General features: G+C 68.7%; 15 protein-coding genes. 4 read left to right on the forward strand and 11 right to left on the reverse strand.

The annotated features are described in order from the left end of the window. The first annotated feature begins 430 nt into the window (after positions 1 to 430). From DQP58_RS23085 to DQP58_RS23095, 3 genes are all read left to right on the forward strand, one after another. Positions 431 to 739, forward strand: coding sequence for a WhiB family transcriptional regulator (locus DQP58_RS23085; RefSeq protein WP_112710488.1), 309 nt, complete (start codon positions 431 to 433; stop codon positions 737 to 739). Between the two features lie 166 nt (positions 740 to 905). Continuing rightward, positions 906 to 1,079: a hypothetical protein gene (locus DQP58_RS26655; RefSeq protein ID WP_165827939.1), complete on the forward strand. Its 174-nt coding sequence runs from the start codon at positions 906 to 908 to the stop codon at positions 1,077 to 1,079. A 38-nt stretch (positions 1,080 to 1,117) separates the two neighbouring features. Then, positions 1,118 to 1,879 (forward strand): superoxide dismutase family protein, encoded by a 762-nt coding sequence (locus tag DQP58_RS23095; RefSeq protein ID WP_112710490.1) that lies wholly within the window; start codon positions 1,118 to 1,120, stop codon positions 1,877 to 1,879. A 77-nt stretch (positions 1,880 to 1,956) separates the two neighbouring features. Here the strand turns inward: DQP58_RS23095 and DQP58_RS23100 are convergent, their stop codons facing one another. Beyond that, positions 1,957 to 2,373, reverse strand: a complete 417-nt coding sequence (locus tag DQP58_RS23100) for a Rid family hydrolase (protein ID WP_112710500.1) — start codon at positions 2,371 to 2,373, stop codon at positions 1,957 to 1,959. Between the two features lie 90 nt (positions 2,374 to 2,463). Here DQP58_RS23100 and DQP58_RS23105 point away from each other — a divergent pair, with 90 nt between their 5' ends. Next, the gene (locus DQP58_RS23105; RefSeq protein WP_112710491.1) at positions 2,464 to 2,865 is read left to right on the forward strand and encodes a hydrogenase; all 402 of its coding nucleotides are present in this window, start codon (positions 2,464 to 2,466) and stop codon (positions 2,863 to 2,865) included. 7 nt (positions 2,866 to 2,872) lie between these two features. On the opposite strand, the gene DQP58_RS23110 is transcribed toward DQP58_RS23105, so the two are convergent. The 10 genes from DQP58_RS23110 to alr form a co-directional block, all read right to left on the reverse strand. Next, complete coding sequence (locus DQP58_RS23110) at positions 2,873 to 4,081, reverse strand: FAD-dependent oxidoreductase (RefSeq protein ID WP_112710492.1); 1,209 nt, start codon at positions 4,079 to 4,081, stop codon at positions 2,873 to 2,875. 57 nt (positions 4,082 to 4,138) lie between these two features. Further along, entirely contained in the window at positions 4,139 to 5,659 is a 1,521-nt protein-coding gene (locus DQP58_RS23115) for an adenylate/guanylate cyclase domain-containing protein (RefSeq protein WP_112710501.1), read from the reverse strand. A 96-nt stretch (positions 5,660 to 5,755) separates the two neighbouring features. Continuing rightward, positions 5,756 to 7,375, reverse strand: a complete 1,620-nt coding sequence (gene groL / locus DQP58_RS23120) for a chaperonin GroEL (RefSeq protein WP_112710493.1) — start codon at positions 7,373 to 7,375, stop codon at positions 5,756 to 5,758. Between the two features lie 136 nt (positions 7,376 to 7,511). Beyond that, the gene (gene groES, locus DQP58_RS23125) at positions 7,512 to 7,814 is read right to left on the reverse strand and encodes a co-chaperone GroES (protein ID WP_064950356.1); all 303 of its coding nucleotides are present in this window, start codon (positions 7,812 to 7,814) and stop codon (positions 7,512 to 7,514) included. Positions 7,815 to 8,061: 247 nt separating this feature from the next. Then, positions 8,062 to 9,087: a tRNA (adenosine(37)-N6)-threonylcarbamoyltransferase complex transferase subunit TsaD gene (gene tsaD, locus DQP58_RS23130; RefSeq protein ID WP_112710494.1), complete on the reverse strand. Its 1,026-nt coding sequence runs from the start codon at positions 9,085 to 9,087 to the stop codon at positions 8,062 to 8,064. A gap of 49 nt (positions 9,088 to 9,136) precedes the next feature. Next, positions 9,137 to 9,604 carry a ribosomal protein S18-alanine N-acetyltransferase gene (gene rimI, locus DQP58_RS23135; RefSeq protein ID WP_112710495.1) on the reverse strand — a complete coding sequence of 156 codons (468 nt, stop codon included), beginning with the start codon at positions 9,602 to 9,604 and terminating at the stop codon, positions 9,137 to 9,139. Beyond that, positions 9,601 to 10,224: a tRNA (adenosine(37)-N6)-threonylcarbamoyltransferase complex dimerization subunit type 1 TsaB gene (tsaB, locus tag DQP58_RS23140; RefSeq protein ID WP_112710496.1), complete on the reverse strand. Its 624-nt coding sequence runs from the start codon at positions 10,222 to 10,224 to the stop codon at positions 9,601 to 9,603. Before tsaB ends, rimI begins: the two co-directional genes overlap by 4 nt. Then, a complete protein-coding gene (gene tsaE, locus DQP58_RS23145) occupies positions 10,221 to 10,727 on the reverse strand; it encodes a tRNA (adenosine(37)-N6)-threonylcarbamoyltransferase complex ATPase subunit type 1 TsaE (RefSeq protein WP_112710497.1) in 507 nt (168 codons plus the stop codon). Before tsaE ends, tsaB begins: the two co-directional genes overlap by 4 nt. After that, positions 10,720 to 11,769, reverse strand: coding sequence for an alpha/beta fold hydrolase (locus DQP58_RS23150; RefSeq protein WP_205869520.1), 1,050 nt, complete (start codon positions 11,767 to 11,769; stop codon positions 10,720 to 10,722). Before DQP58_RS23150 ends, tsaE begins: the two co-directional genes overlap by 8 nt. Before the next feature lie 52 nt (positions 11,770 to 11,821). After that, on the reverse strand, positions 11,822 to 12,705 hold an 884-nt coding region (gene alr, locus DQP58_RS23155), incomplete at its 5' end, for an alanine racemase (protein ID WP_112710499.1).

Below are 12,705 nucleotides of genomic sequence, written 5' to 3' on the forward strand. Positions count from 1 at the left end.
GCGAGGCGGTCCCCGAAGGCGGCGTCGGCCAGTCGCCGCCCAATCACGGAAGTGTGACGAGTTTCAATCACAATGATGTAGTAAACAGTTTGTGGTCTTCATGTTACCGAACCGTTAATCACTATAGCCCATGGATAAATTCGCCTTATCCCCCTACCACGCGCTGAGCTGGGCAATCTCGTTTCGGCCAACTGCCTGGTAGCACGGCATAGGTTTCGCAATTTCAATCGAGATGAACGCAAAGTTAATTCTGCTCCAACGGGCACATACTTTGCCCGGCTAAGTGGCTATTGACGGAAATTCACCGCCGCCCCTAACGTCTACGCATGACGGGTAGTCATCGGTGACCCCACTCCACTTAATTTAAGTTGCACTCAACCGCTTTCACGAACCTGACCTCGAGCGGGCGGTGCAGAGAGGGAACGAACCAATGCCACAGCCGGAGCAGCTACCTGGACCCAACGCCGACATCTGGAATTGGCAACTGCAGGGCTTATGCCGCGGCATTGACTCGTCGATGTTCTTCCACCCCGACGGTGAACGAGGCCGGGCCCGCATGCAGCGCGAGCAGCGCGCGAAGGAAATGTGCCGGCAGTGCCCGGTGATCCAGGAGTGCCGGTCGCACGCCCTCGAAGTCGGTGAGCCCTACGGGGTTTGGGGCGGCCTGTCCGAGTCCGAGCGCGACCTGCTGCTCAAGGGCGACATCGGCCGAGGGCGCACCATCCGCCGATCGGCCTAAGTCCCGCACGGCGCGCGATTTGCGCCCGGCCCCAATGGATTCGAGCGAGGACACGCGCGACGCGGATGTCCGGGCGCACCACCCGGCCGCATCGATCCCGGTCGCTGGGCCGGTAGGCTTGGTCGCCGGGGACGCCCAATGGAGGGGAACGCAGATGGTCGACACCGTGGCAGATCGCGCTATTGACAACGTCTTCGAGGCGGTGAACACGACGGCGACCCACCTCGGGCGCATCGTGGGCCTGGTCGCCGGCGCGGCAGGGCGGGCCGCGCAAGAGGTGGTCGACCTGGTCTGGGACTACCGCGACCTGGCCAATGAGGTGCGCAAACCGGCCGAGTAGGCCGTTTCGACGCGGGCCAATGTGGGTAGGCACCGCAAATGATAAAGGCCGCATGCTTTGCGGTCGCGGCGCTCACCGCGACCGTGGCTCCGCTAGCCGCGTGCTCGAACCAGCAAGGCAGCCAGCCCAATACGTCACCGTTGACCAGTTCGACCCCCGGAGCGGAGCGGCTGACCACCCAGCTGAAGGCCGCCGACGGCAGTCCGGTGGCCAACGCCACCTTCGAATTTGCCAATGGCTATGCGACCGTGACCGTGGAAGCCGGCCCCAACCAGGTGCTCAGCCCCGGTTTCCACGGGCTGCAGATCCACGCGGTGGGCAAGTGCGAGGCCAATTCGGCTGCGCCGAGCGGCGGCTCGAGCGGGGACTTCGACTCCGCCGGAGGCGTTTACCAGGCGGCCAATCACACGAGTTACCCCGCCAGCGGCGACCTGACCGCCTTGCAGGTGCGCTCCGATGGTTCGGCGAAACTGGTCACCACCAGCAACGCGTTCACCTCCGCCGACCTGAGAAACAGCGCGGGCACCGCGCTGATCATCCACCAGACCGCGGACAATCTGGGCAGCACGGCCCCGACGGGTGAATCGGGCAAGCGGCTGGCCTGCGGTGTGATCGCGGCGGCGGCGTCGACAACCACCTCATCGACCACCAGCGTCACGACCAGTACCACCACCACCGTGGTGCCGCCGGCATCCACCAGCACGAGCACCAGCACCGTCACGGTCACCAGCACCCCGACTCTGACGTCCACACCGACCACGACCGTGACGACACCGCCCACCTATCCCCCTGGGCGCTGACACTCGAGCCACCATGAAAGGAACACCCCCGATCCGCAAGGGACCGGGGGTGTTTCGCGTCGGCTACTCGCTCGGTCTTAGTCCGCAAGGACGGCGGCGACTTGGATCTCGACGCGCATCTTCGGACTCGCGAGCGCGGCGACGCCGATGCATGTCCACAGGGGCGCGTGCTCGCCCATCCGCCGGCGGAACTGTTCGACCATGGTGTTCAGGTGCTCGGGCCCGATCCGGCCGTCCGCGCCGGGGACGTGGTAGGAGTGCACGTGCACCACGTCGCGCCAGGAGGCTCCCGTCGTGGCTAACGTCCGTTCGACGTTGTCGAACGCCGCAATGATCTCGTCGCGCACCGACTCGGGGTAGCGCCAGTGCTCGTCCCACCCTCCTTGCCCGGCCGTCTCCACCCGGTCCCCGTAGCGAACGGCCTGCGCATAGTGGAACTCCCGGAGCTGGTGGTCGCCATAGCCGGGAGTGACGGAAAATATCGGCCTACCCATGGGGGCCATCTTCGTCGCCGACCGCGTCGCGGGTACTCGCTTCGCCGGCAATCGACCGCAGGCGCCGCCGGACGCCCCTAGTGTGCTGACATGCAGACGCTGCTGTTCACCCTCGGGCTGGTCTTGTTCCTGCTCGGGCTGTGCACCGGGTTTCCCCTGCCCGTGCTGAAAAACCGGCGCATGGCGCTGTCGAGCCACCTCGAGGGGGTCCTCAACGGCATGTTCCTCGTGTTGCTGGGCCTGCTCTGGCCGCACGTCCACCTTCCCATCGCGTGGGCCATCACGGCGGCGGCCCTCGTCGTCTACGCCGCGTACGCGAACTGGTTGGCGACGCTGCTCGCGGCGGCATGGGGCGCCGGCGCCAGGCTCGCGCCGATCGCGACCGGCGACCACGAGGCCTCGGCGGCGCAGGAGAAGTTGGTCAGCGTCCTGCTGGTCTCCCTGGCGCCGTGCATCGTGGTGGGCGTCGTCATCGTCATCGCCGGGCTCTGACAGCGCACTACCGCGCGTGCACATCCGGCGTGCGGACGTGCTCGGGACGAAAACCACGTCCGACGAAGATCGGCGGAATCGCTTGCAACGGGCCCATACCCACGATCTTGGGGACACGAATCGGGGACAGGTCACCGCTCAAGTTGCGCGCGATCGCCCTGTCCTGAATGAACACCTGAAAAGCCTGCACGATCCGGGTGGGTAGCTCGCGCCGCCGCTGCACTCTCGCGAGGTCTTCGTCGGTCACCCGGCCCTCGCGCAGCAGGGCGCACAGGACGTTGGCCGCGGCCACCGCGTCGGCCACCGCGAGGTTGATGCCGACCCCCCCGGCCGGCGACATGGCGTGCGCCGCGTCGCCGATGCACAGTAGGCCCGTTCGCCACCACGTCTCGAGCCGGTCCACCCGCACGTCGAGTTCGCTGGTGTCGTCCCACGAACTCAGGTCGTTGACGTGCTCTCGCAGCCGAGGTTGCGCGGTCACGATCCGCTCCTTGAACTCCTCGAGGGATCCCTCCCGCGGGTTCGATCCCTTCGGCATCAGATAGGCGATCTGCCAGTAATCGCCGCGGTAGATCATCGCCATCATCAGGCCCTTGCGCAGCACCGCAAACAGTTCCCGGGGGTCGCCCGGGCGCCATTTCAGCCGGAACCACAGCACGTCCATCGGCGAGTGCGCCGCCGCGGTCCGCAACCCCGCCGCGGCGCGCACCGCGGACTTGCGTCCATCCGCGGCGATTACCACCTGGGCGCGCACCTCGAGGTCCGGCGTGCGCACCCCGGCCACCCGGTCGCCGTCGACGATGACGTCGGTGACCTCGGCATTGCGAAGCAACGTGAATTCGGGGTAGGCAGAAGCCTTTTCGGCGAGGAAGTCGAGGAAGTCCCACTGCGGCATCATGGCGATATAAGGCTGCCGGAAGCCGAGCCGCTTGAGCACCTTGAAGTTGCCGAAGGTGCGAATGGAGCCGTCCGTGTCGAAGGCGACCCGGTCGATCTTGGTGTGCGGTAGCCGCAGGAACTCGTCGATGAACCCCAGCTCGTCCATGATCCGCAGCGTGGTGGGATGCACGGTGTCGCCGCGGAAGTCGCGCAGGAAGTCGTTGTGCTTCTCCAAGACGACGACCCGGATTCCGGCCCGGGCGAGCAGCAGGGCATGAACCATCCCGGCGGGACCGCCGCCGGCAACACACACCTCGGTCTGCAGCACTTGCGTCATGGGTGGGACTCCTCGTGGAGTGTGGAATACGAGTGCAGACTACGGCATCGACACCGGCTACGACGTCGTCGCCGCCGCGGGGTCGATGCCGAACACTTGCACCTCGGCCGACTTTCCCTTCAGGGCGTGAAAACCCCTGTCCGTCAGCCCCATTGGCGGGGCCCGCAGCGCGTCGACGGTCTGGTGGGTCAACAGGACCGCGTCGCCGATGGTCTTGGTGAGCTGTTCGACGCGGGCGGCGACGTTCACGGCGTCGCCGATGAGCGTGAATTCGAGTTTGCCTCCGCCGCCGATGGTTCCGGCGATCACTGGACCGGTGTTGATCCCGATGCCGATCCGAAGCTCACCGCCGAATCGCTCGGCCACGCGGCGGTGAATCAGCACGGCGGTATTCACCGCCGCATCGGCATGATCGGCCAGATGATTGGGGGCACCGAATACTGCCAGCGCGCCGTCGCCGAGGAACTTATTGACGTGCCCACCCGCCTCCACCACGGCCGGCACCACGATTTGGAAAAGGGCGTTGAGCCGGGCGACGGTGTCCTCGGCACTGTTGGCCTCGGCGAACGGGGTGAAATCCCGGACGTCGACGAACATCACCGACACCTCGCGCCGCTCCCCGGTGAACACATCATCGCCCTGCTGCAGTAAACGCGCGGCCAGCACGGGGTCGACATACGTCCCGAACGCGCCCTGAAGTCGTTGCCGCTCAGCCAAACCCGCCTGCATCCGGTTGAACGACGCCGCCAGCGCGCCAAGGTCGTCGTCCTGAACCACCGGCAGGCGCCGGCTGTAGTCGCCCGCCGCAACCCGTTCGGTTCCTTCGGCGAGATCGCGAATCGGTCGCAGGGACGGCGCGAAGATGGCGCCGACGCTGACCGGCATGGTGAAACCGATCAGCAACACGCACGCAATTCCGATGGCCAGCACGGGTGCATCGACGACCCGGACGAACACGACCGCGACTATCGCGGCGGTGGCGGCGTTGGTGAACGCGACCGACAGCATGGACACGTTCGCCCACGCGGCGAAAGTCGGCCGGGAGCGCGGCAGGGCGTCACCGATCCCGGTGTCACCGGCGATGGCGGCCCGAACCGGCCGCAGTGCCCCTTCCACGTAGCTGTGCACGGAGGCCAGCTGGGCGACGCCTCCCATGAGGGCGCCCAGGATCGCGAACTGCACCAAACGTGACCCGCTCGCCCCGGCCATCGCACCCACACCGCCGAACAGCAGCGCCGCCCAGACCGCGGTGACACCAACGGCACGGGCGGCACATCCGCGCGCGAACGTGTAGGTCTGCTCCAGCGCCTTTGCGGCATCGACCTCGCCGCCGGCCGCCCACCGTTCGGCAAGGCGCAGGCCGCCCAGGCCGGGAAGTACCACCAGGTACTGCAGGACCAGCATGCCGAGCAGGGCGACCACGGCCGCCTCGACGTAGCGATCCGACTTCTCAAACGCGACAACGACGAACGACCAACCGAGGAATGTCGGTCCCCCCAGGACGACGGTGATGGCGAAGGCCACCCACGTATACCTCGCGCCGTGCCGATCCCACGCCCACTGCCAGATGCGGTCCATGCCGCGACCGTAGACGCTCAACCGCGGCTCATGGGCAGGTCAGCAAACAAACAAACGCCCCCGGCCGTGCAACCGGGGGCGCTTGTCGTCGTTCACTCAGTGGTGGTGGTGATGACCGTGGCCGTGGTCGTCGGCCTCCTCGGCCGGCTTGTCGACGACCGCCGTCTCGGTGGTCAAGACCATCCGGGCCACCGACGCGGCGTTGAGCACCGCCGAGCGGGTGACCTTGACCGGGTCGATGACGCCGTCGGCGATCAGGTCGCCGTAGGTCAGCTTGTCCGCGTTCAGCCCGTGCCCGTTGGGCAGCTCGGTCACCTTGTGCACCGCGACCGCGCCGTCAAGTCCGGCGTTGGTGGCGATCCAGTACAGCGGCGCCGCCAGCGCCTCGGAGAAGACGTCGACACCCAGCGCCTCGTCGCCGCTCAGCGATGCGCGCAGCGTGTCCAGCGCCTTGCGGGTCTGCAGCAGCGCCGAGCCGCCACCGGCGACAATGCCTTCCTCGACAGCCGCTTTCGCGGCCGCGACGGCGTCCTCGACGCTTTCCTTGCGTTCCTTGAGCGCCGTCTCGGTGGCCGCTCCCACCTGGATCACCGCCACACCGCCGGCCAGCTTGGCCAGCCGCTCCTGCAGCTTCTCGCGGTCCCAGTCGGAGTCGCTCGCCTCGATCTCGGCGCGCAGCTGCTTGATGCGGTTGGCCACCGCATCCTTGGTGCCGCCGCCGTCGACGATGACGGTGTCGTCCTTGCTGACCACCACACGGCGGGCCGAGCCCAGCACATCCGTGCCGACCTCGCGCAGCAGCAGGCCCGCGTCCGGGTTGATCACCTGGCCGCCGGTCACGATCGCCAGGTCCTCCAGGAACGCCTTGCGGCGGTCGCCGAAGAACGGCGCCTTGACCGCGACGGCCTTCAGCGTCTTGCGGATGGAGTTGACGACCAGGGTGGCCAGCGCCTCGCCCTCGATGTCCTCGGCGATGATCAGCAGCGGCTTGCCCGATTCGGCGACCTTCTCCAGCATGGGCAGCAGGTCGGGCAGCGAGCTGATCTTGTCCTGGTGCAACAGGATCACCGGGTCGTCGAGCACGGCCTGCTGGGAGTCGAAGTCGGTGACGAAATACGCCGACAGGAAGCCCTTGTCGAAACCGACGCCCTCGGTGAACTCGAGCTCGGTGCTCAGCGTCGAGGATTCTTCGACGCTGACCACACCGTCGGTGCCGACCTTGGTCATCGCCTCACCGACCAGCTCACCCAGCAGCTGGTCGCGCGAGGACACGGTCGCCACCTGCGCGATCGCGTCCTTGCCGGAGACCGGGGTGGCCGCGGACAGCAGCGCCTCGGACACCGTGTCGGCGGCCTTGTTGATCCCCGCCCCCAGCTCGATGGGGTTGGCGCCGGCCGCGACCAGTCGCAGGCCGCCCTTGACCAGCGCCTGCGCCAGCACGGTCGCGGTCGTCGTGCCGTCGCCGGCGACGTCGTTGGTCTTGGTGGCCACCGACTTCACCAGCTGGGCGCCCAGGTTCTCGAACGGGTCTTCCAGGTCGATCTCACGCGCGACGGTCACGCCGTCGTTGGTGACCGCCGGGCCGCCGAATGCCTTGGCCAGCACCACATGCCGGCCGCGCGGCCCGAGCGTCACCCGTACCGCGTCGGCGAGCGTGTTCACGCCCGCCTCGATGGCGCGACGCGCGGTCTCGTCGTACTCGATGATCTTGCTCATCAGGCTCCTTGTTTGAATGGTGGTGACCCGCTTCGCCCGGCTTCGCCGCGCTTGCGATCGCCACTAGCCCCAAACGCATGCCGCCCCGGAAATCACCCGCGCGGCACGCGGGGATCGCCGGGGCGGAACACGGTTCTTACTTGGAGACGACAGCCAGCACGTCGCGTGCCGACAGGATCAGGTACTCCTCGCCGCCGTACTTGATCTCGGTGCCGCCGTACTTGCTGTAGATGACGGTGTCGCCTTCCGAGACGTCCAGCGGGATGCGCTTCGCGCCGTCTTCGTCCCACCGGCCGGGGCCGACTGCGACGACGGTGCCTTCCTGCGGCTTCTCCTTGGCGGTGTCAGGAATGACCAGACCAGACGCGGTCGTGGTCTCGGCCTCGTTGGCCTGCACGAGAATCTTGTCCTCGAGTGGCTTGATATTCACCTTCGCCACGATTGGAGCCTCCACTGTTGGGTCGGGTCCGGGACGAGCCCGGACCGGAGTTGACGGTCGGCACGGATTGAGCCCGCACCTTCCGAGTTATCAGGTGTTCGGCATTCGTCCGCGCCCGAGCGCCGTCGTCGCGGGTGCCGACACAGGGCTTGGCCGATTGCCACCTAGCACTCTATACATGCGAGTGCTAGCACTCAAGGGCCCCCCGCTGCTTCTCCCGCGTCGGCGTGTCCGCGCTCAGCGAACATCAGCTCACCTGCGCTTTCACCACGGGCAGCCCCGGGTCGCTGGGCACGTCCAGCGCCGACGGCGGCGCCCCCGCGGCGACCAGATGCGCCGCGAACGACGCGATCATCGCCCCGTTGTCGGTGCACAGCCGGGGCCTGGGGATGCGCAGCGTCAGGCCCGTCTCGGCGCAGCGCCGCTCCGCCAGCTCGCGCAGCCGGGAATTGGCGGCCACCCCGCCCGCGATCAGCAGGGTTTGCACGCCCAGCCCGGTGGCGGCGCGCACGGCCTTTTTGGTGAGCACGTCGGCGACGGCCTCCTGGAAGCCGGCGGCGATGTCGGCGTTCACCGCATCGGGGTGGCTTTCCAGGTAGCGCGCGACGGCCGTTTTGAGGCCGGAGAAGCTGAACGCATACGGGTCGTCACGCGGCCCGGTCATGCCGCGCGGGAAGGCGATCGCGTCGCGATCGCCCGTGCGGGCCAGCTCGTCAAGCACCCTGCCGCCCGGGTAGCCCAGCCCCAGCAGCCGCGCCACCTTGTCGTAGGCCTCGCCGGCGGCGTCGTCGACGGTGCTGCCCAGCTCGACGATCGGCTCGCCGAGCGACCGCACGTGCAGCAGGTGGGTGTGGCCCCCGGAGACCAGCAGTGCCACGCACTCGGGCAGCGGCCCGTGCTCGTAGACATCGGCGGCCAGATGCCCGCCCAGGTGGTTCACCGCATAGAAGGGCACCCCCCAGGCCGCCGAATAGGCTTTGGCCGCAGCGACCCCCACCAGCAGGGCGCCGGCCAACCCGGGCCCGATGGTGGCCGCGACGACGTCGGGCCTGTCCAGCCCGGCGGTCGACAAGGCGCGGCGCATGGCCGGTCCCAGCGCCTCCAGATGCGCGCGTGAGGCGATCTCGGGCACCACGCCACCGAACCGCACATGCTCGTCGACGCTGGAGGCCACCTCGTCGGCCAGCAGCGTCACGGCGCCGTCGGCATCCAACCGGGCGATGCCGACTCCCGTTTCGTCGCAAGAGGTTTCGATCGCCAGGACGGTGGTCATCGGCGCCACTCCTTCTCATCCCTTCGCTCTGCATCGTCGCCGGCGCGGGTCATCGGGCCGCCAATCGCATCGTGTACGCGTCAGCGCCGCTGACCCGGTAATAGCGGCGGCGCAGGCCGATCTGCTCGAACCCGACGCTGGTGTACAGCCCGATGGCGGCCTCGTTGTCGGTGCGGACCTCCAGGTACACCGCGCCGCCGTCGGCGAACCTCAGCAGCTCGTCGAGCAGCCGGCGGCCGATGCCCCGGCCCTGATATGCCGGATCCACGCCGATGGTGTGCACCTCGTATTCGTAGGGCGGGGTACGGCCCAATCGCGAGATGCCGGCGTAGCCGACCAGCGTCTCGCCCACGCGCGCGCCCACGTAATGGTTGTGGGCACTGGCCAATTCGCGATGGAATGCCGCCGCGGGCCAGGGGTCGTCGCCGTCGAAGAGCTGCGCCTCCAGCTCGGCGCAGCGTTGGGCGTCGGCCCGGGTCAGGCCGCCGACGGTCGCGGGCTCACTGTGCGTGGTCATCGCCGCGTGGCCAACGGTTTGGCGTCGGGTCGACGCAGGTACAGGGCCACCAGCGGCTCGGGGTCGGCGGACCAATCGGCCACGGCCGCAACCAGTCCGGCCGGTGTCGGACAGCTGGGCTCGCACACCGGCAGGCCGAACAGGGCGGCATGGTCGGGTGAGCCGGCGACGGCCGCCGCGTTACCCGGGTCGACGTCGGCCGGCGCGTTGACGGCCGGGCCGTGGGTGCGCGCGCCGTCGCGGTAGCGGGCCCAGTAGACCTCGCGGCGGCGCGCGTCGGTCACCACCAAGGCGTCCCCGGTGGTCCGCACGCCGATGGCGTCCAGACTGCACACGCCGCGCACGGCGATGCCCAGCGCGTGCCCGTAGGCGGCGCCGGTGGCCATGCCCGCGCGTAGGCCGGTGAACGGGCCCGGTCCGCAGCCCACCACGACGGCGTCCAGGTCAGCCATCGTCAGCCCCGAAGCAGCTAGGGCGGCAACGACATTCGGAGTGAGACGTTCGGCGTGGGCCCGGGCGTCAACGGTGACCCGCTCGGCGAGCACGCACAGGTCGTCGCGCCGCACGAGGCCGGCCGTCACCGCCGGGGTGGAGGTGTCGAGGGCAAGGACGACGGTCATGGCTCGGCCTCGCTATCGGCGTTGTCGGCGTTGTCGGCCCACCGCCAAGCCGCGATCCGCACGTCGGATCCGGTGACGCGCTCGAGCCGGATGTCCAGATGCCGCTCGGCGAGCCGCTCGACCAGGCCCTCGCCCCATTCCACCACCACGACAGCGTCGTCGAGATCGCTGTCCAAGTCCAGCGAATCGAGTTCGGCGAGCAGATCGGCGCCCTGATTGTCGGTGTGGTCGAGCAGCCGGTACATGTCGACATGAATCATGGTCGGGGCGCCGGGGCGCCGCGCCGGATGCACGCGCGCCAACACGTAGGACGGTGAGGTGACCGGCCCGTCGACATCCATCGCCGCCGCAATACCCTTGGCCAGCACCGTCTTTCCCGCCCCGAGCGGGCCGGAGAGCACCACCACGTCGCCGGCCCGCAGCTGTTGCGCCAGCCGCGAGCCCAGCGCCATGGTGTCCTCGACCCGGTCGCAGGTCGCGGTGCCGCCGTCGAGTTCAGCCACGGCGCCGCAACCTTTCTCGCATCCGCCGCATGTGCAGCGCCGCCTTGCCCGGAGTGGCCCGCCGGACCAGTCGGACCAGCCCGCCGTTGATGGCGTCGGGCTTGTCCAGCAGCGCCAGGTGGCTCGCGCCGACGACGATGACCAGCTCGGACTGCGGCAGGCTGGCGGCCATCTTGCGCGAATATTCGTCGGGGGTGAGCAGGTCGTGGTCGCCGCACGCGATCAGCGTCGGCACCCGCAGCAGCGTCCACAGCCCGGCGGTCTCGTCGTGCTTTTCCAGCGCGTCCAGAAAGCCGACCATGGTGGGGATCGGGGTGCTGTTCATCATCCGCTGCGAGAATGCGTCCAGGCTGCGGCTGACCTGCAGGTCGCTGTAGGAGGCGGCCCGCAGCACCGGCCCGATCAACGATCGGGACACATTGCGGCCCCGGTGCATCAGCTTCGGCGCGGACCGCGCGGCGACCCGAATCGCTTCCAGCGCAGGGTTTTTCAGGATCTCGCCGAGCGGCGACCTGGACACCCCTTCGGCAGCGGATGAAATCAGCGCGGCGCCCACGATACGGCGTCCATATTGCTCGGGGAACTGGCGGGCGTGAGACAACACCGTCATGCCGCCCATCGAGTGGCCCACCAGCACGATCATTCCGCGCGGTGCCACCACGTTCAGCACGGTTTGCAGGTCTCTGCCGAGTTGGGTCAGCGTGTAGGTCTCGGGGTCGGCCTCGCCGGATCTGCCGTGGCCGCGCTGGTCGTAGAACACCATCCGGACGTCGGGGCCCAACTGCTCGGGCAACCGGGTGCGCTGAAAATGAAACGCGCCCATCTGCAGGCAGAACCCATGGACGAAGACCAGCGTCAGCGGCGCATCGGCCGGGCCGGTATCGCGCACCGCCAGCGGAATCCCGTCGGGCGTGGTCACCACCAGGCCGGCGTCGTCCTCGAGCCGGTTGAAATCCTCGTCCGCATAAGGGTCTTCGACCGTGGCACGCTGGGTCATCGACCGGCGGGCCGAGGCGCCGATGATGGTGGCGACGGCGGTCACCCCCGCGCCTCCCGCAAGCCAGGCCCCGGCCTTGCGGCGCCTGCGGGGTTCCTCAGGACTCAACGGTTCGCGCCTCGCGGTAGGTCCTGGTGATCCGCCCGCGGGGGCTGGTCACGACCTCGTAGTGAATGGTGCCGAGCAGGTCGGCCCAGTCCTGCGCGGTGGGCTCGCCGCTCGCGCCGGACCCGAACAGGATCGCCTCGTCGCCTTCGGCCACGTCGATGCGCCCCGGGCCGAGGTCGACGACGAACTGGTCCATGCAGATGCGCCCGACGCCCGGGCGCCGGCTGCCGTTGATCAACACCTCGAGCCGCCCGCCCAGCGACCGGAAGATGCCGTCGGCGTAGCCGACGGGCAGCAGCGCGAGGTTGGTGTCGCGCTGCGCGGTCCAGGTGTGGCCGTAGGACACGCTCTCCCCCGCGCGGATCGACTTCACCAACGCCACAGAGCATTTGACCGTCATCGCCGGCACCAGACCCATGTCGCCACGCTCGGGCACCGGGCTCAGCCCGTAGATCGCGATGCCGGGGCGCACCATGTCGAAGGCCAGATCGGGACGAGACATGGTGGCCGACGAGTTCGACAGGTGCGCCACGTCGAACCGCACGCCCTGATCGCGCGCCTGGGCCAGTAAGGCGGCGAAGCGTTGGGCCTGAAGGTTGTTCACGGGGTTGGCGGGCTCATCGGCGTAGACCATGTGCGACATGAGGCCACGCAGCACGATGGCCTCCTCGGCGACGGCCCGGCGCAGCGCGGTCAGCAGCGCGGGGTATTGCGCGGGCGGCACCCCATTGCGGTTCAGCCCGGTGTCCACCTTGACGGTGACGGCCGCGGTCCGTCCGGTGCGGCGCGCCGCGTCCACCAGGTCGTCGAGCTGGCGCTCCGAGGACACGGCGATCTGCACGTCGGCCAGCAGCGCGGGCCCGAAGTCGATGC

Origin of the sequence: Mycobacterium colombiense (assembly GCF_003284975.1) — a bacterium.
GTDB lineage: Bacteria > Actinomycetota > Actinomycetes > Mycobacteriales > Mycobacteriaceae > Mycobacterium > Mycobacterium europaeum_A.

What these genes read in the sequence shown, in the direction of transcription:
- groL (WP_112710493.1), bottom strand. Translation starts at nt 7,375, where the DNA reads ATGAGCAAGATCATCGAGTACGACGAGACCGCGCGTCGCGCCATCGAG.
- tsaD (WP_112710494.1), bottom strand. Translation starts at nt 9,087, where the DNA reads ATGACCACCGTCCTGGCGATCGAAACCTCTTGCGACGAAACGGGAGTC.
- DQP58_RS23115 (WP_112710501.1), bottom strand. Translation starts at nt 5,659, where the DNA reads ATGGACCGCATCTGGCAGTGGGCGTGGGATCGGCACGGCGCGAGGTAT.
- rimI (WP_112710495.1), bottom strand. Translation starts at nt 9,604, where the DNA reads ATGACCACGCACAGTGAGCCCGCGACCGTCGGCGGCCTGACCCGGGCC.
- DQP58_RS23095 (WP_112710490.1), top strand. Translation starts at nt 1,118, where the DNA reads ATGATAAAGGCCGCATGCTTTGCGGTCGCGGCGCTCACCGCGACCGTG.
- DQP58_RS23085 (WP_112710488.1), top strand. Translation starts at nt 431, where the DNA reads ATGCCACAGCCGGAGCAGCTACCTGGACCCAACGCCGACATCTGGAAT.
- DQP58_RS23110 (WP_112710492.1), bottom strand. Translation starts at nt 4,081, where the DNA reads ATGACGCAAGTGCTGCAGACCGAGGTGTGTGTTGCCGGCGGCGGTCCC.
- DQP58_RS23100 (WP_112710500.1), bottom strand. Translation starts at nt 2,373, where the DNA reads ATGGGTAGGCCGATATTTTCCGTCACTCCCGGCTATGGCGACCACCAG.
- DQP58_RS23105 (WP_112710491.1), top strand. Translation starts at nt 2,464, where the DNA reads ATGCAGACGCTGCTGTTCACCCTCGGGCTGGTCTTGTTCCTGCTCGGG.
- tsaB (WP_112710496.1), bottom strand. Translation starts at nt 10,224, where the DNA reads ATGACCGTCGTCCTTGCCCTCGACACCTCCACCCCGGCGGTGACGGCC.